Source organism: uncultured Tenacibaculum sp., assembly GCF_947499065.1.
Taxonomy (GTDB): Bacteria; Bacteroidota; Bacteroidia; order Flavobacteriales; family Flavobacteriaceae; genus Polaribacter.
Window position 1 is genome coordinate 102,480 of sequence record NZ_CANMMT010000008.1, and the last position, 24,405, is coordinate 126,884.

20 protein-coding genes and 1 pseudogene are annotated in these 24,405 nt (G+C 30.7%); 15 read left to right on the forward strand and 6 right to left on the reverse strand.

Annotated features, from left to right (window positions below; all coding sequences use genetic code 11):
- Positions 1-42 precede the first annotated feature (42 nt).
- Complete coding sequence (locus Q0958_RS15285) at positions 43-1,269, reverse strand: DUF5103 domain-containing protein (RefSeq protein ID WP_299124582.1); 1,227 nt, start codon at positions 1,267-1,269, stop codon at positions 43-45.
- A gap of 192 nt (positions 1,270-1,461) precedes the next feature.
- Between Q0958_RS15285 and Q0958_RS15290 the strand changes: the two genes are divergently transcribed.
- The 15 genes and pseudogenes from Q0958_RS15290 to Q0958_RS15360 all read left to right on the forward strand — a co-directional run bounded on the left by Q0958_RS15290 (position 1,462) and on the right by Q0958_RS15360 (position 17,799).
- Positions 1,462-1,956 carry a hypothetical protein gene (locus Q0958_RS15290; RefSeq protein WP_299124584.1) on the forward strand — a complete coding sequence of 165 codons (495 nt, stop codon included), beginning with the start codon at positions 1,462-1,464 and terminating at the stop codon, positions 1,954-1,956.
- Positions 1,957-2,043: 87 nt separating this feature from the next.
- Positions 2,044-2,336: pseudogene (locus tag Q0958_RS15295) on the forward strand (cytochrome-c peroxidase); the annotation flags it as partial.
- A 161-nt stretch (positions 2,337-2,497) separates the two neighbouring features.
- A complete protein-coding gene (locus Q0958_RS15300; RefSeq protein WP_299124586.1) occupies positions 2,498-3,850 on the forward strand; it encodes a Na(+)-translocating NADH-quinone reductase subunit A in 1,353 nt (450 codons plus the stop codon).
- A gap of 3 nt (positions 3,851-3,853) precedes the next feature.
- Positions 3,854-5,059, forward strand: a complete 1,206-nt coding sequence (locus Q0958_RS15305) for an NADH:ubiquinone reductase (Na(+)-transporting) subunit B (RefSeq protein ID WP_150900198.1) — start codon at positions 3,854-3,856, stop codon at positions 5,057-5,059.
- Between the two features lie 2 nt (positions 5,060-5,061).
- Positions 5,062-5,823, forward strand: coding sequence for a Na(+)-translocating NADH-quinone reductase subunit C (locus tag Q0958_RS15310; protein ID WP_299124589.1), 762 nt, complete (start codon positions 5,062-5,064; stop codon positions 5,821-5,823).
- 3 nt (positions 5,824-5,826) lie between these two features.
- On the forward strand, positions 5,827-6,471 hold the full coding sequence (locus tag Q0958_RS15315) for an NADH:ubiquinone reductase (Na(+)-transporting) subunit D (protein WP_150900196.1): 645 nt from the start codon (positions 5,827-5,829) through the stop codon (positions 6,469-6,471).
- A gap of 31 nt (positions 6,472-6,502) precedes the next feature.
- Positions 6,503-7,240, forward strand: a complete 738-nt coding sequence (nqrE, locus tag Q0958_RS15320; RefSeq protein ID WP_299124591.1) for an NADH:ubiquinone reductase (Na(+)-transporting) subunit E — start codon at positions 6,503-6,505, stop codon at positions 7,238-7,240.
- Between the two features lie 2 nt (positions 7,241-7,242).
- Complete coding sequence (gene nqrF / locus Q0958_RS15325; protein ID WP_299124635.1) at positions 7,243-8,556, forward strand: NADH:ubiquinone reductase (Na(+)-transporting) subunit F; 1,314 nt, start codon at positions 7,243-7,245, stop codon at positions 8,554-8,556.
- A 405-nt stretch (positions 8,557-8,961) separates the two neighbouring features.
- The gene (locus Q0958_RS15330; protein WP_299124593.1) at positions 8,962-10,317 is read left to right on the forward strand and encodes a DEAD/DEAH box helicase; all 1,356 of its coding nucleotides are present in this window, start codon (positions 8,962-8,964) and stop codon (positions 10,315-10,317) included.
- Entirely contained in the window at positions 10,317-10,676 is a 360-nt protein-coding gene (locus tag Q0958_RS15335) for a Na(+)-translocating NADH-quinone reductase subunit F (protein ID WP_299124595.1), read from the forward strand. Before Q0958_RS15330 ends, Q0958_RS15335 begins: the two co-directional genes overlap by 1 nt.
- A gap of 337 nt (positions 10,677-11,013) precedes the next feature.
- Complete coding sequence (locus Q0958_RS15340; protein WP_299124597.1) at positions 11,014-11,586, forward strand: uracil-DNA glycosylase family protein; 573 nt, start codon at positions 11,014-11,016, stop codon at positions 11,584-11,586.
- A 27-nt stretch (positions 11,587-11,613) separates the two neighbouring features.
- Positions 11,614-12,813, forward strand: coding sequence for a GTPase HflX (gene hflX / locus Q0958_RS15345; protein WP_235275492.1), 1,200 nt, complete (start codon positions 11,614-11,616; stop codon positions 12,811-12,813).
- 360 nt (positions 12,814-13,173) lie between these two features.
- Positions 13,174-13,851, forward strand: coding sequence for an energy transducer TonB (locus Q0958_RS15350; RefSeq protein ID WP_299124601.1), 678 nt, complete (start codon positions 13,174-13,176; stop codon positions 13,849-13,851).
- A 360-nt stretch (positions 13,852-14,211) separates the two neighbouring features.
- Entirely contained in the window at positions 14,212-14,931 is a 720-nt protein-coding gene (locus tag Q0958_RS15355) for an energy transducer TonB (protein WP_299124603.1), read from the forward strand.
- A 54-nt stretch (positions 14,932-14,985) separates the two neighbouring features.
- Positions 14,986-17,799 (forward strand): carboxypeptidase-like regulatory domain-containing protein, encoded by a 2,814-nt coding sequence (locus Q0958_RS15360; protein WP_299124605.1) that lies wholly within the window; start codon positions 14,986-14,988, stop codon positions 17,797-17,799.
- A gap of 71 nt (positions 17,800-17,870) precedes the next feature.
- Here the strand turns inward: Q0958_RS15360 and Q0958_RS15365 are convergent, their stop codons facing one another.
- The 5 genes from Q0958_RS15365 to Q0958_RS15385 form a co-directional block, all read right to left on the reverse strand.
- Positions 17,871-18,941 (reverse strand): hemolysin family protein, encoded by a 1,071-nt coding sequence (locus Q0958_RS15365; RefSeq protein ID WP_299124607.1) that lies wholly within the window; start codon positions 18,939-18,941, stop codon positions 17,871-17,873.
- 89 nt (positions 18,942-19,030) lie between these two features.
- On the reverse strand, positions 19,031-19,870 hold the full coding sequence (locus Q0958_RS15370) for a DUF3078 domain-containing protein (RefSeq protein ID WP_299124609.1): 840 nt from the start codon (positions 19,868-19,870) through the stop codon (positions 19,031-19,033).
- An 81-nt stretch (positions 19,871-19,951) separates the two neighbouring features.
- Positions 19,952-20,800 carry a DUF3078 domain-containing protein gene (locus tag Q0958_RS15375; RefSeq protein WP_299124611.1) on the reverse strand — a complete coding sequence of 283 codons (849 nt, stop codon included), beginning with the start codon at positions 20,798-20,800 and terminating at the stop codon, positions 19,952-19,954.
- A 107-nt stretch (positions 20,801-20,907) separates the two neighbouring features.
- A complete protein-coding gene (locus Q0958_RS15380; RefSeq protein ID WP_299124613.1) occupies positions 20,908-23,469 on the reverse strand; it encodes a carboxypeptidase-like regulatory domain-containing protein in 2,562 nt (853 codons plus the stop codon).
- 6 nt (positions 23,470-23,475) lie between these two features.
- The gene (locus Q0958_RS15385) at positions 23,476-24,405 is read right to left on the reverse strand and encodes a FecR family protein (protein WP_299124614.1); all 930 of its coding nucleotides are present in this window, start codon (positions 24,403-24,405) and stop codon (positions 23,476-23,478) included.

The following is a 24,405-nucleotide window of genomic DNA, read 5'->3' on the forward strand; positions in this document are numbered from 1 at the left end:
TAAGGTTTTTTTAAGTCTTAAGTCGTTTAAGACACTTGCAAATTACCTATTTTGGTTAAAATACCCCATACCAACTCCGATTACACGGTCGTAAGTTTCGCCGAAAGGTTTATAATATACGATAACGGTGTATTCGTTTTCGGTTTGAAAGAAAGAGCCGTCAATTTCATTCAAATTGACCAAATTATTCTTGTCCAGAGTTACATAACTATAGTTATAAAAACCTTGTTTAAGTAAAATAGAAGTCTCGTAAATTCTATCTCTACTGTTGTATTTCATTTTGTTTTCATCAGTTAGTCTATAGTTGTTGTATGCACCGTAAACATAAATACTTTTGTTTTCTAGAGGTTCAAAGGCATCTAGTGAAAAATGGACTAAAGAATAATCAGCTTCCGTGTTTGGAAGATTGGAATCCATGGTTCTAATAATAAACTGACCATTAATATCTGGATTATAGGTGTATATTTTATCAGCTCTTTGCTCGTTGGTATATAAATAACTATTGTAAATATCTTTACGTTCAACTTTTGCAATATTTAAACTAGTTGTTCTTATGAATTTGCTGTCGAAGTTCAAAAATTCATTTCCACCCCAGAAATTAGTTGTAAGAGTATGGTTGTATAACAATTGTTGAGGTTTAATGAATTGAGGTTGAATATTATTTATTGCTGTGCTCCAGTTGTGGTTTTGAAATAAAGTAACGTTTATTTCTTGATTGGGATTGTTGATTTGTAAATCGGGGTGATTTACGGCAAATTGAACTGTTTGTTTTTGATTGTTAGATTTGGTATCTCTACTTCTAAATACAGCCACGCCAACCGTAGTAATATTTTCATAAAAAACACAGCGTCTAGTAAATACAACTTCATAGTCTTCGTCTAATACAGAAATTAGATAATTACCACTTTTAGTAATTATAGTGTTTTGATTTGGTAAATCAACTGAATAATGAGTATAAGGTTGTAGTGTGTTAAAAGAATTACTAAAGTTAACTATTTCAATTTGATCAAATCCATCAATGTATTGATTGGTAGTAATATTACTAGGTTTCCAATCATGAGTCATGTGCTGTATTTTATATTGATACTCCTTGCTGTCAGCATCTAAATCATCAAATGATAATGTAAGTACGCTACCTAAAGGAACAATAGCGGAAAATTGATTGTTGCTATTTTTTGGACGTAACTGAACTGTTTTTATGTTTTGTCCTAGAATATTTAGGCTGAATAATGACAATAAAATAGATAGAAAACTGTTTTTTACTTTCATTTTTAACTTTTTTGATTTTTTTTCAACACTTTTTTTGCTACAATTTGTTACTTTTTATGTTGTTAAGTTACAAAGATGCTACTTTTTCTGTTAAAAATATTCTATGTCAAAAATAACGCCAAACATATTTGTTTTTATTTAGAATAAATAAAAACAAATATTTAAATTTGTATAGATTTAAATTATGAAATTATGAAAATTATGAAAACTATGAAAATTTTATCATTTTTTACTTTTATCCTTTTTTTTACATCTTGTCAAGATAATCAAGGAGATGGGTTGATTAAAAAGCCAGAGGTACTCAAAGAGATGGTTCTTGGGAAATTTAAAATTAAAGGTGAAAACTTAATATATAATAAAAGTAATAAAACGTTATCAGGAGATAAATTGATTTTAGAAATAAGTAGTGAAGATCAAGCTAAAGGGAAAGAATGTATATTGATTTTTGATGTGAGTAAAGGTTCATCAACATATCTTGCTGAAGCTAAATGTTTTAATAGTTATTTAGGTAAAATAACGGGTTTACATATGGAAGCGGATGGTTCTATCACTGCAGGTAATGTACATCTTATACCTCAAACCACATTTGCTGTACCAGGGTTGGTTTGTCCTTTAGCAGCAAAAGTAGTTAAATGTTCTCCTACTCAAGCTTTTAGGTTGATTATTGATCCGAAATCATTAGATTAATATCTAAAATTATAGAGTAAATATTTAAACCGTCTTAATTGTGAAGGCGGTTTTTTTAGTTTATTATATTGCGTGGTTAAAAAAGCCGAAGATGTCGGTCGTTTTTTAACACCATCTTTAAGAGATTTGTTAAATACTAGACCATGGATGCATAATGGTTTTTTGATGATCTAACAGGGATTGTTAATGTTTACAATAGTGGGATGCAAATGATTAACCCTTCTTTAGAAGAAAAGAAAAAAGATTCTTTATACCCAATAACAGATTCTTTGATGGGGCCTTTGAATTTAACAAATGGAGAGATAGAAGATTTAGTGCCGTTCTTAAAAGCCTTAAATGGAACTAAATATAAAATGGAAATGCCAAGTGTTCCAAATTAGAATTTGTTTCACGTAGTTATAGGTATTAGATGAATTATTCTAATTTAGAATTGATATAAATAGAGGGGTGTTTAGGAGATAAAAAACCAAATGCCTACTTAAAAAAAGTCAAAATCAGTAAATTTGCATGTTTTTTAAGAAAATCAAATTAATCAGTTCCTATGTCAAAAGACATCCGTATTAAGAAAGGCTTGGACATCAAGCTAGTTGGCGAGGCAGAACAAGTTACTACCGAACTTCCATTGGGTAGTACATTTGCAGTAAAGCCAGATGATTTTCACGGCGTTATTCCTAAAATTTTAGCTAAAGAAGGCACAGAAGTAAAAGCAGGTCAAGCACTTTTTCATGCAAAAAGTGATGAGCGTATTTTATTTGCTAGTCCAGTTAGTGGTAAAATTACAGAAATCGTTCGTGGAGCACGAAGAAAAGTTTTAGCAATTAAAATCACTGCTGATGCACAGCAGGAATACAAAGATTTTGGTAAAAAAGATGTTGATGCAATGTCTGAAGAAGAAGTGAAGAATCACTTGTTTGCTTCAGGTTGCTGGCCATTTGTAAAGCAACGTCCTTATGATGTTGTTGCAAATCCAAATCAAGCACCAAAAGCAATTTTTGTATCAGCCTACGCAAGTGCACCTTTAGCAGCAGATTATGATTATGCATTAAAAGGTAAGGAAGCTGAATTACAGGCGGCTTTAACTGCGTTAACAAAGTTAACAGAAGGTAAAGTACACGTGTCAGTAGCAAAAGGTTCAACATTGTCTCCATTTAAAGAGATGAAAGGTGTTGAGTTGCATAATGTATCGGGTCCGCACCCAGTAGGTAATGTAAGTACACAAATAGCACAAATCGATCCGATTAATAAAGGAGAAGTTGTGTGGGTAGTTACTCCACAAGACTTAGTAGTAATAGGTGAACTATTATTAACTGGTAAATTTAATGCAAAACGTACCGTTGCTTTGGCTGGTTCTAAGTTTAATAAGCCACAATACGTTAGTGTTTTAGCTGGAGCACAAATAGCTGATGTAGTTAAAGGAAATTTAGATGCAGATAATGCACGTGTAGTTTCAGGAAACATATTAAGTGGATTGCAAGTTGATGAAAGCGGTTTCTTAGGATACTATGATAATCAGGTAACTGCAATTCCAGAAGGAGATGACTATGAATTCTTTGGTTGGAATAAGCCTGTTTTTGATAAGGTTTCTACTTCTAGAGCATTAACTTTTTCTTGGTTAAACCCAAAGAAAAAATACGATTTAAATACAAATACTAATGGAGAGCATAGAGCCTTTGTAGTAACAGGGTCTTACGAAGAAGTGTTTCCATTAGATATCTATCCGTTGCAATTATTAAAAGCTTGTATGTATAAAGATCTTGACGAAATGGAAGGATTAGGAGCATACGAAATTGCACCAGAAGATTTTGCGTTAACAGAATTTATTTGTGTATCTAAACAACCTCACCAGAAAATAATTCGTGAAGGATTAGATTTAATGAGAGAAGAATTAGGATAAGATATGGGCTTAAAACAAAATTTACATAATTTAAAAGAAAAGTATAAAGGAACTAAAATGGCTCCGCTATTTAATGGTTTCCATACTTTCTTATACTTGCCAAATGAGACAACTCACGGAGGAACTCATATCAAGGCAGCAGATGATTTAAAACGTACAATGAATATAGTAATTATGGCATTAGTTCCATGTTTACTATTTGGTATGTTTAATGCAGGATATCAACACCACGCAGCTATCAATGGATTTACAGAAGGAATGTCTTTCTTCAGTGGAGAATTTTGGAACTTAGACAATTTATTAGTCGGAGCAGCTAAAATATTACCATTAGTAATTGTTTCTTATGTTGTTGGTTTAGCAATAGAATTTGTGTTCTGTATCATTAAAGGACACGAAATAGAAGAAGGATACTTAGTAACAGGAATGTTAGTTCCGTTAATTGTACCAATAGATTTACCATTATGGATGTTAGCAGTTGCAGTTGCATTTGGAGTTGTAATTGGTAAAGAAGTATTTGGAGGAACAGGAATGAATATCTTAAATCCAGCATTAACAATCCGTGCATTTTTATTCTTCGCATATCCAACTTGGATGTCAGGAGATAAAGTATGGGTAGCTGGAGCAAGAGAATTAGCTGGAACTGCTGATGCTATTTCAGGAGAAACAATGTTAGGAAGTTTAGCTCAAAATGCTACAACTAATTTCTCAGTTTCAGATATGTTCTTTGGATTTATTCCAGGTTCAGTAGGAGAAACATCAACTTTCTTAATTTTATTAGGAGGTTTATTCTTAATCTTTACAAAAATTGGTAGCTGGAGAATTATGTTATCTTCAGTAATTGGAGCCTTAGTAATGGGATTCATCTTTAACCAAGTTGTAGAAATGGGATGGATTGGTGAAACAAGCAAGTTTTACGGATTAATGAGTTTAGACTTCTGGAAACATTTATTAATTGGTGGTTTTGCATTTGGAGCAGTTTATATGGCTACAGATCCAGTATCGGCTGCACAAACAAACAAAGGGAAATGGATTTACGGTTTCTTCATTGGATTTATTTCAATCATGATCCGTGTATTTAACCCAGCTTATCCAGAAGGAGTAATGTTAGCTATTTTATTAATGAACGTATTTGCTCCAACAATTGATCACTATGTGGTTCAAGGAAATGTTAAGAGAAGATTAAAACGTGCTAAAGTTAAAACTGCCTAATTATGAGTAAGAAAACAGAAAGCAATGGATATACACTACTTTTTGCCATAGGTATGGTATTAGTAGTAGGGGCTTTGTTAGCGTTTACAGCATCATCGCTTCGACCAATGATTGACGGAAATAAACGTATAGAAAAGCAACAAAATATTTTATACGCAATGGGTGTAAATGAAAACGATGAAAGCAGTGCAATCTTTGTTTCAAAAGACAAAGTAGCTGATGAGTTTTCAAAATACATCAAAAAACAATTAGTTATTGAAGGAGACAAAGTAACTGAAGATGATAAAGCGTATTTAATTGATGTTAAAAAACAACAAACTTCTGCAAAAGCAGGAAATGTAAGAAAGTTACCATTATTTGTTGGTGAAAAAGACGGTAAAACGTTTTATATAGCACCAATTAGAGGTAAAGGTCTTTGGGATGCTATTTGGGGATATGTTGCAATGGATGCAAATATGGTAGTTCAAGGAGCTTTCTTCGATCACAAAGGAGAAACACCAGGATTAGGAGCTAACATTAAGCAACGTTATTTTATGGACGATTTTATCGGTGAAAATTTAATGAGCAATGGTGTTTTTAAAGGAATTACTGTTTCTAAATCGAATAACGACCCGAAGAATGAAGATAAAAATGATAATGAAGTAGATGCAATTGCAGGAGCTACAATTACTGGAGACGGTGTTGCTGCTATGATTAAGTCAGAGTTAGGATTATACTTACCTTTCTTCAAGTCATTAAAAGAATCTAATAAAATAAAATTATAAGATATGGGACTTTTATCAAAGAAAGACGCAGCGTTAATTACTGACCCATTAGCAGATAATAACCCAATTACAATTCAAGTATTAGGTATTTGTTCTGCATTAGCAATTACAGCAGAGTTAAAGGCATCTATTGTAATGTCTATTTCTGTATTATTTGTATTAGGAATAGGAAATGTAGTAATCTCTTTAATGAGAAACATTATACCATCAAAAATTAGAATTATTGTACAGTTAGTAGTAGTAGCTGCTTTAGTAATTATCGTAGATCAGGTATTAAAGGCTTTTGCTTATGAATTAAGTAAAACTTTATCTGTATTCGTAGGATTAATTATTACCAACTGTATTATCATGGGGCGTTTTGAAGCATTTGCTTTAGGAAATGGGCCATGGAGATCATTTTTAGATGGAATTGGAAATGCTTTAGGATATGCTGTAATTTTAATTGCAGTAGGTTTCTTTAGAGAATTGTTAGGTTCTGGTACTTTATTAGGATTTAAAGTATTAGGAGACCCAATTGAAAAGACTGGATTATATTCTATTGGATATGAGAATAACGGATTCATGTTATTATCACCAATGGCATTAATCGTTGTAGGTATTATTATTTGGGTACAACGTAGTAGAAACAAAGCATTAATTGAAGACTAACATAGTTAGGATTCATTAAAAAATATAGAAAATGGAACATATAGAATTATTTTTCAAGTCGATATTTATAGATAACATGGTTTTTGCTACGTTCTTAGGAATGTGTTCTTACTTAGCAGTATCTAAAAAAGTATCAACAGCTGTAGGTTTAGGAGCTGCTGTAATATTCGTATTAGCAGTAACTGTACCAATTAACTGGTTGTTAGATCAATATTTATTACAGCCAGGAGCTTTATCTTGGTTGGGAGCAGAGTATGCAGACTATGATTTAAGTTTCTTATCATTTATCATGTTTATTGCAACAATTGCAACCATGGTACAATTAGTAGAAATTATTGTAGAGAAATTTGCACCAGCTTTATACAACTCTTTAGGTATTTTCTTACCATTAATTGCAGTAAACTGTGCAATTTTAGGAGGATCTTTATTTATGCAATCTCGTGAAATTCCAACATTAGGTTTATCATTAACTTATGGAATTGGATCAGGAATTGGATGGTTTTTAGCAATTTTAGCTATTGCTGCGATTCGTGAAAAAATTAGATATTCATCTGTACCACCAGCGTTAAGAGGATTAGGAATCACTTTTATCATCACTGGTTTAATGGCTATCGGATTCATGAGTTTTGGTGGAATGTTAACAGGAGGAGATGACGAAGGAAAAAAAGAAGAAGCTCCTAAAGCAGAAATCAAAATAGAAGAGAAGAAGCAAGAGGTAAAAGAGGATGCTAAAGAATTAGCTGATAACACTAAAAAAATTACAGAATAATGATGTTTTTAGAAGTAAGTACTGGAGGAACAGTAGCTGTAACTGTAGTAGCATTCTTAGCAATTGTATTAGTTTTAGTAGGATTGTTATTATTTGTAAAACAAAAATTAGCACCATCGGGACCTGTAAAGATTACGATTAACGGTGATAAAACAATTGAAGTAGCTTCAGGAGGTACCTTATTATCTACCTTAGGAAACGAAAAAATCTTCTTACCATCAGCATGTGGTGGAGGTGGATCATGTGTACAATGTGAGTGTCACGTAAATTCAGGTGGAGGTGAAGCTTTACCAACAGAAACTCCTCACTTTACACGTAAAGAATTACAACACGGTATCCGTTTAGCATGTCAAGTAAAAGTAAAACAAGACATGGATATTTCTATTCCTGAAGAAATTTTTGGAATTAAGAAATGGGAAGCAACAGTAGTACGTAACTATAACGTAGCAACTTTTATTAAGGAATTCGTAGTTGAAATTCCTGAAGAAATGGACTATAAAGCTGGAGGGTATATTCAGATTGAAATTCCGGAGTGTGAGATTAAATATTCAGATATGGATATTACAGCACATCCACAAGATCATCCAGGTGAACCAAATAAATTTGAGGCTGATTGGGATAAGTTTAATCTTAGACCATTAGTAATGAAGAATACTGAAATAGTAGAAAGAGCATATTCTATGGCTTCTTACCCTGCAGAAGGGCGTGAAATCATGTTAAATGTTCGTGTTGCAACACCTCCTTTCGACCGCGCTAAAGGTGGATGGATGGATGTTAATCCAGGTGTAGCATCATCTTATATTTTCAACCAAAAACCAGGAGATAAAGTAACTATTTCAGGACCTTATGGTGAGTTCTTTATCAATGAATCTGAAGCAGAAATGTTATATGTAGGTGGAGGAGCTGGTATGGCACCAATGCGTTCGCACATTTATCACTTATTTAAAACTTTAAAAACTGGTAGAAAAGTAACATATTGGTATGGAGGTCGTTCTAAAGCAGAATTATTCTACATTCACTACTTTAGAGCATTAGAAAAAGATTTTCCAAACTTTAAGTTCTACTTAGCTTTATCAGAGCCTTTAGAACAAGATAACTGGAAAGTTAAGGCAGATATTCATGATGAGGCTGGAGATGGTTTCGTTGGGTTTATTCACCAAGTTGTGATAGACCAATATTTATCTAAACATGATGCACCAGAAGATTTAGAATTATACTTCTGTGGACCACCATTAATGAACAAAGCAGTACAAAAAATGGGAGAAGATTTTGGTCTTGATGACGAAAACATCCGATTTGATGACTTTGGAGGATAGAATTAATTTTTTCTTATATAATAAAAAACCAACGCTTAAGCGTTGGTTTTTTGCTTTTTAGAAGTAATTTGAAGCTATTCGGAAAGTATCTAGGTTGTAATTCTATGTTTTTAATGAAACTTGCTCTTAAAATCACCCATTACGGGTAATTTTAAGGGGGTAATTAATTAATACTTTGGAACAAAAATAATCATGAGTTGTCCGAGATGTAATTCAAAATATTTAAGGGTAAAGAAAAAAACAGTTATTCAAAAACTATTTTCATCTAGTAGAAAATATAAATGCTTTCATTGTAAGTGTATTTTTATGAGGGTGTTTTTGATGAATAAAGTTTATTTTTTTTCAAAATAATATAGATGTTGTACTTGGTGATAGAAACCGTACCTTTGCACAAATTTTGCATAAATGATTTCTTTTCAGGATTTAGACTTATCAAACGCGTTACGCAATTCAATAGAAGACCTTGGTTTTGTTAATCCAACACCAATACAAGAACAAGCTTATCCTATTATAAGATCGGGTAAAGATGTTGTAGGTATAGCACAAACAGGTACAGGTAAAACATTTGCTTACATGTTGCCAATACTTAGAGATTTAAAGTTCTCTAAACAGCAGCATCCTAGAGTACTTGTTTTAGTACCAACACGTGAGTTAGTAGTTCAGGTAGTTGAAGAAATAGAGAAATTAGCAAAATACATGACATTGCGAACAATAGGTGTTTATGGAGGAGTAAACTTAAATCGCCATAAGGAAGCTGTTATGCAAGGAGCAGATATTATAGTAGCTACACCTGGACGTTTATATGATTTAGCATTGAGTAATGTGTTAAAGTTGAAATCAATTCAGAAGCTAGTAATTGATGAAGTAGATGTAATGTTAGATTTAGGGTTTAGATTTCAATTGCTAAACATTTTTGATATACTTCCTCCAAGACGTCAAAATATTATGTTTTCAGCAACAATGACTGAAGATGTAGAGGCTTTAATTGATGATTTCTTTATAGCTCCTAAGAAAATAGCAATAGCAGTAAGTGGTACGCCATTAGACAACATAAAACAAGTATGCTATGATGTTCCAAACTTTTATACAAAGGTTAATTTATTAAACGAATTATTATTAGATAAATCAGAGTTTAGTAAAGTATTAATTTTTGCGCCTAATAAACGAAATGCTGATAGATTATTTGAATGTGTAAAAGAGGAGTATCCTTCACAATCATGTGTAATCCATTCAAATAAGACTCAAAACTATCGTTTACGATCAATTGAGCAGTTTAATAAAGGAGAAAAGAGAATTTTAATAGCTACAGACGTTATTGCACGTGGTTTAGACTTAGAAGAAGTTACACATGTAATAAATTTTAACACACCACATTTCCCAGAAAACTACATGCATAGAATTGGTCGTACAGGACGAGCAGAGCATGAGGGAAAAACAATATTATTTTCAACAGAAAAAGAACAAGAGGCTAAAAAGAGAATCGAAGAATTAATGAATTATGAGATTCCTAAGTTAGAGATTCCAGAGCAAGTTGAAATAACGAAACAATTAACTGAAGAAGAGCGACCGAAAGAAGAGAGAGAAATCTCTAAAAATAGAACATCACAAGAGTATGTTCCTGGTCCAGCTTTTCATGAAAAGAAAGAGAAAAATAAAAAAACAAACCAAGGAGGTTCTTATAGAAGAGAAATTGCTAAAAAGTATAAAAAGCCTAAGACAAGAGGAGATAAAAACTATAATAAAAGAAACAAAAGAAAGTAATGAGAGCACTTACAGAGCAAGAACTTCATAATTTAGGAATGAATATTGTGGGGAAAGAACTGCAAGAAAAAGGCTTTGAATTTGTTGCAATTAATAGTGAGCTTAAAAGGCACCCTCAGTTTGTTTTATTTAAAAAAGGAGAGCCTACAATCTTTGTTATTGTGAAAACTACTAATAATATTCAATCACCAGAGGAATATGATGTTTTATGGATGGAGACATTTAAAGAGCATGCTAAAAAGCAAAATGCCAAAGTTTGGTTTGCAGGTGTAGGTATAGCAAATGCAGAAAGTGTAGATCTGCCAGTTTTTAAGGATCAGCCATACTATGTGGCGTTTAATGACTTCATAAAGTTTTAAAAATATTGTTTTTATAGATTGTGTTTAACAAATTATAAAACACTCAATACCATTTATACATAATAATTTACCATTCATACATGGTTTTGTATTTAACTGGTATACAGTGTTTTAAATCCTTATATTTGCATAAGGGGAATTAATAAATACAATCATGAAAAAAAGATTACTTAAGGGGATTCAAAATTTTTTTAAAAACATTTTAGCTCGGTTAGCTGAGTTTGGAAAAGCTGCTGGTTACGCAATTAACCATTAAGCGATAACAAATTTTGAAAAAGAAACACTCGTTTTATAGTAAGACGAGTGTTTTTTTGTGCTTTAATGTTAACTTTATAAAATGGAAGAGTTACTATTAGAAATACAAGAATGTAAAATATGTGAAAATTTTATTAAGCCAAGACCAGTTGTGTTTGCAAGTAAAGACTCAAAAATCATTATAATAGGGCAAGCGCCAGGAACTAAAGTTCATAAATCAGGTATACCTTGGGATGATGCTAGTGGAAAGCAATTAAGAACTTGGCTAGGAGTTACCAATGAACAATTTTATAACGTTACTAATTTCGGGATTATTCCAATGGGGTTTTGTTATCCGGGAAAAGGAAAATCAGGAGATTTACCACCAAGAAAAGAATGTGCCCCCAAATGGCATAAGCTATTGATGAATAAGATGAAAAAGGTAGAATTGGTATTGTTAATTGGGATGTATGCACAGAAATATTATTTAAAAGAAGAAGCTAAAAGAACATTAACAGATACAGTAAATCATTACGAAGAATATTTACCAAAGTATTTTGCTTTGCCACATCCATCTCCAAGAAATAGATTTTGGTTAACTAAAAATCCATGGTTTGAAAAGAATATTTTACCAGAATTAAAGAAAAAAGTAACAAAAATAATATCGAGGAGCTAAGTCGATAAATTTGTACTTTTGCAGCCTATGATAGAAACACGTGAAGCCATATCTGAAAAAGCGGTTTTAATTGGTATTATAACCCAACATCAAGACGAAAAACAGTCAGAGGAGTATTTAGATGAATTAGAGTTTTTAACTTTAACAGCAGGAGGAGTAGCAGTTAAACGTTTTGTACAAAAGTTAGATAAGCCTAACCCAAAAACTTTTCTAGGAACAGGAAAGTTAGAAGAGGTAAGAGCTTATATAGAGTCACACAATATAGGAACAGCAATTTTTGACGATGAATTGTCTCCAGCCCAGTTAAGAAATATAGAGAATTTTTTAAATTGTAAAATATTAGATAGAACAAATTTAATTCTAGATATTTTTGCAAATAGAGCACAAACAAGTTCAGCCAAAGCACAAGTAGAACTAGCACAATATCAATATTTATTACCAAGGTTAACAAGGATGTGGACACACCTTGATAAACAAAAAGGAGGTATTGGTATGCGTGGACCTGGTGAAACTGAAATAGAAACAGACCGTCGTATAATTCGTGATAAGATATCATTGCTTAAAAAGAAGTTAGTTACTATTGATAAGCAAATGGCTGTTCAGAGGAAGAACAGAGGTAAAATGGTTCGAGTTGCACTAGTTGGTTATACAAACGTAGGAAAGTCTACATTAATGAACGTAGTAAGTAAGAGTGATGTTTTTGCAGAAAACAAGCTATTTGCAACGTTAGATACAACAGTTAGAAAAGTAGTGATTAAAAACATTCCTTTTCTAATGACAGACACTGTTGGATTTATTAGAAAATTACCTACTCAATTAGTAGAATCATTTAAATCTACCTTAGATGAAGTTAGAGAAGCAGATTTATTATTACATGTAGTAGATATTTCTCATCCAAATTTTGAAGATCATATCGCATCAGTAAATAAAATATTAGATGAGATAGAATCTGTTCATAAACCTACTGTGATGGTTTTTAATAAAATAGATGCTTATACACATGAAGTTATTGATGAAGATGATTTAGTAACAGAAAAAACAAAAGCTCATTATACACTTTCAGATTGGGAAAAAACTTGGATGAAAGATATAGAAAAAGAAAGTATTTTTATTTCAGCGTTAAATAAAAGTAACTTAGAAGACTTTAAAGATAAAGTTTATGAAGAGGTAAAGAAAATCCATATTCAACGCTTTCCATATAACGATTTCTTATACCAAGAATATTAAAAGTTTAACATAAAATGATAAATTTTTAAACTAAAAAGAACTTGAATATTTTGTTATTTAAGTTCTTTTTTATTATATTTAGATTCCCTTAATAAATAAAATGTATATTTTTTAAGTAGTTATAAATCAGTTTTTTTAACCATTTTAACCCCCTGAAAATGAGAAATAACACACTTACCCAGAATAGAATATTTGACCATTTACTTGATCATTTTTTTTTCAAATTAAAAACTAGCTAAAACTATCTAGTCAATTTTTTATCATTTAACTTATAAAAATCTAGAAAGAATTTTAAATCAATAGATTATTTCTATTGATTAGAAGGTTTGATTTTATATACGTTAATCTAATTTGATTAAAATGAAAAATGTATTCACAATATTATTGATGTTCTTTACTGTAACACAAATTTTCTCTCAGGAAGTTTGTGAGACGAAGAATGAAGTAATAATTGATGTAAATGAAATTAACAAGTGTAAGGTAAAAGAAATTAAAATAACCAAAAATCCTAATAAGAAAGATGTAATAATTTCAAGTAAGAGGTATTTTAAAAAACGCACATATCTTAGTAAAGCTATATTATTAGCAGGTGATTTAAAAACAAATGATATTAATGATGTCCAAGCAAAAAACGATTTGGAGTCTCATGCATTAATAGCCAAAGAGGTCATGAAAAAAGAAATGAATGTTTCTTTTGACATGGTTGAAGAAATTCCAATGTTTAAAGATTGCTCAGATTCTAGTTTAGATGCATTTGATTGTTTTAATCAAGCAATGGAAAAACATATAACGGATAATTTTAGATATCCAGAAAAAGCATTAGAGAGAGGAATTGAAGGAACTTTAAATGTTAGTTTTATTATAGATTCTTTTGGAGAGGTTAAAGACATAAAAATAGAAGGAGAAAATGTTCACAAAATTTTAAAGAAGGAAGCGGAAAGAATTGTGTCTTTATTACCAGATTTTGTGCCAGGGAAGCATAAAAATAAATCTATCGATGTTTTGTATGAATTTCCTATTGTTTTCAGTTTAGAGTAACAATATTTAACAATATAATTAAAAGCCCATCAATTTGATGGGCTTTTTGTATGTGTATTTAATAGTAAAACTTAAATATTTCTTGAATTTTGCTATTGAACAGAAAAAAAATATAGTTTTTATTAAAAATTATGAGGATTTAGGTAGGAAAATCATAAAAATGAGTATTTTAGGTGTTAAAAAATTGTAAATATTAATTTTTAATATAAAATTTGCATTTGCTAAGGTGAATTATATTCCCAATCCCCCTCCCCCTAAAAAACTGTTAAAAAAACAGCCTTAGTGAAAGTTATAAACAAGCTTATCGACTTTAAGTTTGTTGTAATTGTTAAATAACCATAATACTAATACCCCATAAGTATGAGAAAGTTATTATTTTTAATATTAGCTTCTTTTTCTATTAATTTGGTAGCCCAAAAAGAAGTCTGTGAAACACCAGAGGATTCTTTTGATGTAAATAGTATAACAAAGTGTACTATAAAAGAATCAAAAAAAAGTAAAAAATCAAGACAAATTACGGTTAGAGTATCCTCTTCCAGAAGTAGGTACTTGAAAAAGAGAGAGGATATTAAAAAGCGTTCTGCAATTAATAGTGCTTCTCATTTAAATACTTCAGGAGTTTCAAATGTTAATAGCTCTTCAGAGTTAAAAGAATCATTAGCTCTTAAAAATAACATAGCAAGCATTACCAATAATTTATCAGCAGAAGAATTGAGAAAAGCTTCTAAATTTAGTACTGTTGATAAAATACCGTTATTTGAATCATGCAGAAGCTCTAAAAAGAGTGAAAGAATGAACTGCTTCAATATGGAAATGATTAAACATATCCAAAAATATTTCCGCTACCCAGGTAAAGCTGTTAGAGAGAGAATTCAAGGAGATGTTTGGATTCGTTTTGTAATAGACAAAAACGGAAATATTTCTAATGTAAAAACTTTAGGGCCAAAGGGAGGAGAGATTTTAAATGACGAGGCTAAAAGAGTAGTCGCTCAACTACCTAGGTTTATACCTGCAAAGAAAAATGGGGAAAAGACTTCAGTAAAATATGGTTTTCCTATTTCATTTTCTCTGGAAGAATAAATAAAAATTCTTCCAATTTTTATTTTTAAATACTACAATTAAAAACCCTTATTTATGAACAAAAAATTACTTATTGTTTTTTTTGCCTTAAGTAGTCTTGTGTCAATGGCACAAACTATAAGTGGTAAAGTTTATGATGAATACTTAGAGCCGTTTCCGGGAGCTAATGTAAAAACATCAAAACAAAGAACTAGTACAGATATCGATGGTAATTTTTCTTTAACAGCACAAGAGACTTTTCCATTCACAATAGAGGTTTCTGCAATTGGTTATAAAACTGAAATTGTTGAAGTAACAGAAGCAAACCAAGAGTTAAATATAATTCTTAAAGAGAGTATATCTCTAGATGAAGTTGTAATTTCAGCGTCAAGAGCTCCGGAAAGAATTATAGAATCGCCAGTAACAATTGAACGTTTAGGGTTAAACGATATTAAAAAGAACACAGCATTGTCTTTTTATGATGGTTTAGCTAATTTAAAAGAGGTTGATGTAAACGAAAATAGTATCGGATTTAAATCTGTAAATACTAGGGGTTTCTCTCCTTTTGAAAATACTCGTTTTGTACAGTTAATCGATGGAGTAGACAATTCAGTACCAATCTTTAATTTCTCTGTAGGAAATTTAGCAGGTATTTCTGAATTAGATGTAGAAAGCGTTGAGATATTACCAGGAGCAGCATCAGCACTTTATGGGGCAAACGCATTTAATGGTATCTTATTAGCTAAAAGTAAGAACCCGTTTGAGTATAATGGGATTAGTACTTATATTAAATCTGGTATTACAAGTCAAAATGCAGCAGGAAATAATGAATTTTATGATGTTGGTCTTCGTATGGCGTATGCATTTACTAATAAGTTAGCTGCTAAGGTTAATGTAACGTATTTTGAAGGAGAAGATTGGCATGCAGATGATACCCAAAACACTACAGGTATTGGAGGAGTAGTTAAGTCGGGCTATAGAATAGCTGGAGATTTAGGTTCTGACCCAAATTATGATGGGGTAAACGTATATGGAGATGAAGTATCTCAAGATTTAGAAAGATTAGTTTTAGGAAGTAATAATCCAGCTATAAATGCTTTAGCACCTTTATTTCAGGGAGGTGTTGATGTAAGTAGAACAGGTTATAAAGAGAAAGAGTTATTAGATTATAAAGCAAATAGCTTAAAATTTAATGCTTCATTACACTATCGTCCTTTTGGAAATGAAGATTTAGAAATTATATGGAGTTCAAATTACAATAGAGGAGATAATAATATATACCAAGGTGTAAATAGATATTCATTAAAAGACTTCTTTTTACAACAGCATAAATTAGAGTTAATAGGAAAGAACTATTTTGTTAGAGGTTATTACTCTGAAAACGATGCAGGAAATTCTTTTGATACACGTTTTGCAGCTATTAACTTAAATGAGAGATGGAAATCAAGTGATCAGTGGTATCGAGAGTATATTGGAACTTATGCAGCTGCTTTTACAGGTAATATACCTGGAGTACCAGCAAACAATGCACAAGTAGCCCATTTAGCAGCAAGAAATCAAGCAGATACAGGAAGATTAGTGCCTGGAACACCAGAATATGATGCAGCATTAAGTGAAGTAACTTCTGATGTGGCTTCAGGAGTAAAACTTTTTGATAAATCAGCATTTTATCATGCAGATGCGAACTATAACTTTAGAGACCTTATTGACTGGGGAGAAATACAAGTAGGAGGTAGTTACCGATTATTTAAATTAAACTCTCAAGGAAATATATTTACAGATTCAAATTCTAGAATTTCATTTGACGAGTTCGGTTTTTATACACAGTTACAGAAAAAGTTTTTAGATAATCGTTTAAAGTTTACAGGTTCTGTACGTTATGATAAGTCAGAAAACTTTAAAGGAAACTTTTCACCTAGGGTATCTTTAAGTTATGGATTAGGAGAAAATAAGGACCATGTGTTAAGAGGATCTTTCCAAACAGGTTTCCGTAATCCTACAACACAAGATCAGTATATTGGTTTCTTTAGTGGAGCAACTCATATTTTAGGAACAGCAGGAGAAAACTTAGATAGATACTCTGTTACTGTTACTAACAGAGGAGCAAACGCACCATCTGCAACATCAGTGTTAACAGGTAGAGACGCTATTAGTAGATCTTTCTCGGCTCTTTCAGTTGCAAGTGGAGCACCAGTACAAGCAAATTATGGTTTAGTAAAACCAGAAAAAGTAAAATCTTTTGAGGCAGGATACCGTGGAGTGTTTAATTTAACTGATACTAACTTATTAGAAATAGATTTAAACGGGTATTATAACGATTATGAAGACTTTTTAACTGAAAAAGTAGCCTTTGTAGCACACTATGGAAGTTTTGATGCTAACGGAGTTCCTAATCAAGATTTAGTAAATGCCTGGAACAATAGAGATTTAACTCGTTTTTCAATTAAAACGAATTCTAACGCGGATGTTTCTTCGTATGGAGCAGGTTTAGGTTTAAAAACTAAAGTTTTTAAGAAATTTGATATCGGTTTAGCTTATAACTGGGCTAGATTTACTTTCGATAAGAGTACAGATGTTGAGTTTAAGCCTGGGTTTAATACACCAGAGCATAAAGTTAAGTTCCAGTTTGGAAATCCAAGTATATTAAAGAATTTAGGTTTTAACATTAATGTACGTTGGCAAGATAAGTTTATTTGGGAGTCTAGATTCTTAGATGGTATTGTAGATTCAAGAACTATTTTAGATGCTCAAATTAACTATAGTGTCCCTTCTTTAAAATCAAGATTTAAATTAGGAGGAACTAACTTAACAGGAAAAGAATATATAGTTGCGCCAGGTTCTGGTTTAATAGGATCTATGTATTATTTATCTTGGACAATTAACGATTAAAAAAGCTAAAGTAATACTATAAAAAAAGGAGAAGCATTTAGCTTCTCCTTTTTTATTTTATAAAATAAATATTATTCTTCTTTATCTTCTATAATTCCTAAACGTTTAGCACGTTGTTCCCAACTTTTTCTAGCTAAACTTTGTAAGTCAGCAACATTATCGCTTTCATCCATTATCTCATAACCTAATAAAGTTTCAATAACATCTTCTTGAGTTACTAAACCACTCACAGTACCATATTCATCAACTACAAGCGCTAAGTGTTCTCTTTGCTCTATTAGCTTTTCAAATAAGTTAGGAATAGATAATTCTCTATTAGCTATGATAATGTCTCTTTTAATCGATTTTAAAGGCTCATTTCCTTTATTTTCAACCATAGCAAGTAATAATTGGTCTTTTAAAATATAACCAGTAATATTATCAGAGTTTTCAGAGTACACAGGGATTCTTGAAAAACGTAAAAGTCTATTGTCTTCAAAGAAAGATTGAATAGTTTGGTTTTCATCAGCAGTAACAATTACTGTACGAGGAGTCATAATATGTTTAGCTTGAACATCTTTAAAATTCAGCATATTTTTAATAACCTTACTTTCACTTTCTTGAAAAACTCCTTCTTGTTCGGCAATATCAGCCATGGCAGAAAAATCTTCTCTACTTAAAACACTTTCACCATGCCCGCCTTTACCAAACATTTTAGTGAATAGTTGAAGTACCCATATGATTCCGGTGTATTTAAATAATATAATTAAAAAGCTCAATGCTTTTGTTGTAAAATTAGCTAAGCCTTTCCAGTAAGTAGCTCCTATGGTTTTAGGAATAATTTCAGAGGCAACTAAAATTAAAATAGTCATAACAAAAGATACCCAAAAAACTCCATTACCTTCACCTCCAAAAGCTTCTTCAGCTTGTGTACCAACTAATATAGCACCAACAGTATGTGCAACGGTATTTAGAGTTAAAATAGCGATTAGGGGTTTGTCAACATCTTTTTTAATTTCTTCTAATTTAGTTGCAAAAGCTTTTCCTTCTTTCTTTTTTAGATTGATAAATGTAGGAGTTACACTTAATAATACTGCTTCTAGAATAGAGCATAAAAAGGAAAAGAGAATAGATAAAGTTGCGAAAACTATTAATAAAGTCATTTTTTTATTTTTTTGGCTAAAATAAGGAAAAAAGAAACCTCAAAGGTTTCCCTCTGAGGTTTGTTTATATTATTGTTAGTAGACGTTAATTAAAAACCATAGTTAACACCTAAACCAAAAACTTCTCTTGTTTGGAACCCTCTAAAAGCGTTATCATCATAAATAGCTTGCATAGAAAGGTTAGCAGATAAATATTTATTTACCTTCATAACTACATTTACAGTATAATCAATATCTACGTTTTGAAAATCTTCTAAATAGTTACTATATAAGTTTAAAATGTTCTCAACAGAAACGTTTTCCATTATAACAAATTTATAGTAAGCATTTACAGCAGCACCCAATTCATAACGAGTAGATTCACCTTGAGCAACACCAAATGCAGGTCCCGCAACAGTTAAGTCGCTGTTAACTACTACTAATTTAGAAGTAGCTGGAGCTAAGTTTACTTTTAAGTTGTCAGACTTTTTCCATAACATACCTGGTCCAAATTGGAAATAAGCAGGTGAGAAAAAATGTGAAGTTTGAACTCCATTTGCAAATGTAGAAGACATTTGTGTTTTAAAGTTGAAAAAAGCTGAATAGTACCAATATCCTGAAGCTTTCTTACCTACTAAAGAGTTTAACTCAAAACGATCATCTGTCTTTTGTAAATCCTGACCTCTTAATTTAGTTAAACCATACGAAGCAATTATTTTATTATCCCAAGTCCAATCACCTTTTGTATAGTTAAAATCATAATTTAAACCTAGAGTTCCTGAAATATTATTAGTTCCTCCAGCTAACCAGTTGTTAAACGCAGACTGATTGAATAAAAAAGAGATGTTACCACTTTTTTTCCAACCTTCTTTTGGTTCTTCTTTTTTTTCCTCTTGTGCATTAACTGTTAATGCTCCAAATAATACAGCAATAGCTAATAGTTTTTTCATTGGTGTGTTTTTATATTAAATTCTTTTTTCAGTGCAAAAATTACACTGTCCCTTACTTTAGACAAAGTTATTTATTAAAAGTCACTTTTTATGAAAAATATAATTTAGCCCTAAACCAAATACTTCCTTAAGTTGAATTTTACTTGAAGCGTCATCATCTATTATAGCATGAAACCCAACATTAGTAGAAAGATACTTGTTTATTTTTACAAAAAGGTTTAATTGATAATCAATATCAATGTTTTGTGGTTTTTGTAAATAATCAGAATATATAGATATTATATTTTCCATAGTAACATCTTTCATTATAACATATTTAAAGTAAGCTGATAAGTTAAAACCTAAACTGTAACTAGTGTTTCTGTTTTCTTCTACACCATATTTTCCTGAGAATTGATCGGAAACAAAAGTAAAACGGGAAGTTGCTGGAGCTATATTTATTCTAGCATTATCAGATTTTTTCCAAAGCATACCTGGTCCAAAACTCCAATAAGCAGGAGCAAAAAAATCAGAGACCAATACTTTAGGGTCAGTTTTGTAGTTGTATCCTTTTGTATATTGAGTTTTAAAATTACTAAAGAAAGAAAAGAACCAGTATTTTTTAGCTTTTAAACCAAGTAAAGAGTTGTATTCAAAACGATCATCGGTTTTTTGTAGCCCAGAACCACTTATGTAACTTATACCGTAGGCACTAATAATTTTATTATCCCAGTTCCAGTTTCCATTTTTATAGTTAAAATCATAATTTAAACTAACATTTCCAGCAATAGTATTATTGCCTCCTGCTGTCCAATTTGAAAAGGAAGATTGGTTGAATAAAAAAGTAGATTTACCTAATACAGTCCATTTTTTAGGAATACTATCTTTTTTTTGTTGCGAATACATTATACCAGCAACACTTATAAAAAGTATTAAAAATAATTTTTGCATCGATTATATTTTAAAACTATTGTCTATTAATTAGTTAGACTAACATTAAAAAAATCAGCAAATATATTTATACTTTATGAAATAAATAAATTACAAGTTTATGTTTTTTAAAAACTTAACCTAAAACTTACGTTAGGAGTAAAGCCTAAAGATTCTGTATCTTGTTCTATTAATTTTCCTTCGCCAAAACCACTTTTGTTTTCTTGAACAACATCATAAGTTCGCTTAAGAATATTTTTCCTGTTTAAAATATTTAGTAATGAGATGTTAAATCTACCTTTTATGGTTTTCTTTTTATTCATATGGAAATCATAACCAGCCGAAAAATCTAATCTAGAATAATTAGGAAGTCTGCTATCGTTAATCCCGTTCCTTTCAATAAAATAATTGTTAGCTAAGCCATTATTTGAGGTAAATGGAATTCCAATTCTGTAAGTATATCCCAATGAGAAATTATACTCTTTGTATTTAAAATTATTGGCAAAATAAAAGGAGTGAGTAACATCAAAGTTACCTGTAAACTCTTTATTTTCGTTAAAATCGTTAATAAGAAAAGTAGTTTTTCCAGTATGGTAACTTAACCAAGTGTTGTAATTTTTCCAGTTCTTTTTTATCAAAAAATCTAAACCAAGTGTTTTTGATTCTCCTGTTAATATGTCTCGTGTAAAAGAGTCAAATCCACTAGTTAAAGAAGTAATTCCTTTAATATTTCTTTTATAAACATCTATATCAATTAACCAATTATTCTTATTAAATAAGGCTCCAATGGTAATTTGTTGACTTTCTAATAAAGGAATATCTTTTTGATTAGATAAAGCCCATAGTTGGTTTTCTAAACCGAAATCGGTAGTATAAAATTCAACTATTCGACTAATGTTTTGTTGTTTTATCTCAAAAGAACTATTTAGCCAAAATTTAGGTAAAACTTGTATCTGTGTATAAGCTCTAGGTTCAAAAGTAGTTTTATTTAATAAAGAGAAATGATTGGCTCTTGCTCCTAAACTAACTATAATATTTTTGTTTTTGTTATATAAGTATTCAGTAAAAAAAGAATGTGATTGATTTATATCACTTTGATTTGAATATTTTTCTACAAAAATAAGATCGTTTTTCTTTCCTAAAAGAAAGTGAACATCATTGTAGGCATACTGATATCCTAGACTAAACTTAGAACTTGTGTTTATTTTGTAATCTAAACTAGTATTAATATCAAGGTTTTTAACATGGTTGTCTTTACTAGTAAAAGCGTATAGTGTATTGTCTTTTTGTTTATTATTTCTGTACTTTAAACTATAATCGGAATAACTAATGGTGGTCTTACTATTGATTTTTGAATTCCATTGCTTGTCCCATTCGATATTATAACCATCGTTTTTAATTAATAAATCATCGCTTCTTTTATCGTTAAAATCAGGAGAGAAGAATGAGTGGTCCAAGGAATTTTTAATGCTAATTTGACTAAATGATATTTTATCATCATTAGTAGGTTTATAAATTAGCTTGGTGTTAAAATCTTGAAAGAAAAAATCGGTATTAACTTTAGCATCTATCTCTTGTACTAATCGCTCGTCTTTAGATATAATAGTATGTTGAAAAGCTTTTTGAGATAATTGTCTGTATGTGGGAGTATTCAATACATCCGTAATTGAACGTCTTCCAGAAACTGATATACTTAATTTGGGAGAAATAGGTAAACTAACATTTGCATCGGCATGTGTAAAGTTCATTCCTACAGAACCTTTAATTTTTGAAGGGATGTTGTTACCGGTTTCAACGTTAATAACACCTCCAATATGATTACCATATTTGGCTTTAGAAGTACCTCTGTATACTTCAACCTTATCTATAGTTTCAGGATTCAAGGCAGATATGGCTCCAAAGAAATGCGAAGCTGTAAATAGTTTTATTTGATTGAATAGTATTAGGTTCTGATCAGGAGTACCACCGCGAATGTGCATTCCAGTTGCAGTTTCATCAACGTTTACTATTCCTGGTAATTGTTGAACTGTATAAAAAACATCAGGTTCTGTTAGTCCAGGAATAATATCTTGGTTTTTAGGTTTAAAAACTAACGCACCGTCAATGGTTTTAGATAAGCCATTAGTTAAATAATTTGTAATAACTATTTCGTTTAATACTGCATTTTCTTCTTCTAAAAATAATGAGGAGCAGCCTGTTGTTGAGAAACTACTAGCAGCTCTTTTTTTTGATTTAAATCCGACATAAGAAACATTAACGGTATCAGTAATATGTAAATTTCTTAGTTCAAAATAACCATCTATATCGGTTTGAGTACCTATGTTTTTATTTTTTAATGTAATAGTAGCGCCTATTAAAGGCTCTTTATTATGTTTAGAAAAGAGATTTCCACAAATGTTTATTCTATTCTTAAGTCTTGAAATAGCATATCTGTTTTTAGATATTTTTTTAAAATTAAGTTTAGAATATTTTTCTAAATCTTTAATGATAGAACTTATGTCTTTGTCTTTTTCAGATTTAAAAGGAATCTTTTGGTTGTTAACAATTTCATCTGAAAAAGAAAATTTAACACTGTATAAATCACTTAACTCGATTAAAACATCTTTTAAATGTCTCAATCGAGTCGTTTTGTTTTGAGCAAATACAGATAAGGATAAACTCAGTAATACGAAACATATCAGTTTCTTCATATAAAACTATTTTTCAGTCAATTCAATTAAGTTGTTTTTGTTTGAAATGGTATAGTCAATATTCATAGGTATGAAAACAGCATCTAAAGCCAAATTTAAATCTGAATGAATAAAGCTACCTGTAAATAATTTATCATTTGTTTTAACTGTATTTCCTTTAAATTTTATGTTGTATTGATTTTCAAGTGATTTTAAAACAATTTTCAAAGGTACACTAGTAAAACTGCTTTCGCCATTTATCCAATTAGGATTTTCTGTTACTTTTTTATCACCTGTTTTTATGTCACTTTTTAATTTTGTAAATGTTTTACCTTTAGTTAAGAATATAACTTCTCCTTCCGATTCTACTTTAACCTTACCTTCATAACATTCAACTTTTAAGAAGTCTGTATCTTCTAAAACGTTAAATTGTGTACCTAAAACAGTAATGTTACCTTCATTAGTTTTAATTGTAAAAGTGCTGCCTTTTTGAACCTTAAAAAAAGCTTCTCCTTCTAATTTTAATAATCTATTAGTTTTCCAATCTTTTTTATTGTAAGCAATAGTAGATTGAGCGTTTAATATTACCGTTGAATTATCTGGTAAATTAATTTCCAATTGTTCTCCATATCCAGTTGAGGATTCTACATTTTGAAAATTGAAATAAAAGAAACTAATAAGTAAGGCTAAAGAGGCAGCAACAGCAAGAATTTTTTTAGGAAATAAACGTCGAACAGTTGTTTTATTTGCAGCTTTTTTACGTTCAATATCCTCTAATATTTTTAAGTACACATCTTCTTTGTTTAAAACGGGTCTTTCAAAATTTTGTGATTCTTCTGAAATTCTTTTAAATAAATGAAAATCTTCTGTTTTTTCAAAGGCAGCTAGTTCTTTTTGAGACATTTCTCCAGAAAGCCATTTTGCTAATAAAGTATCTGATTTTTCTATTGGATCCAT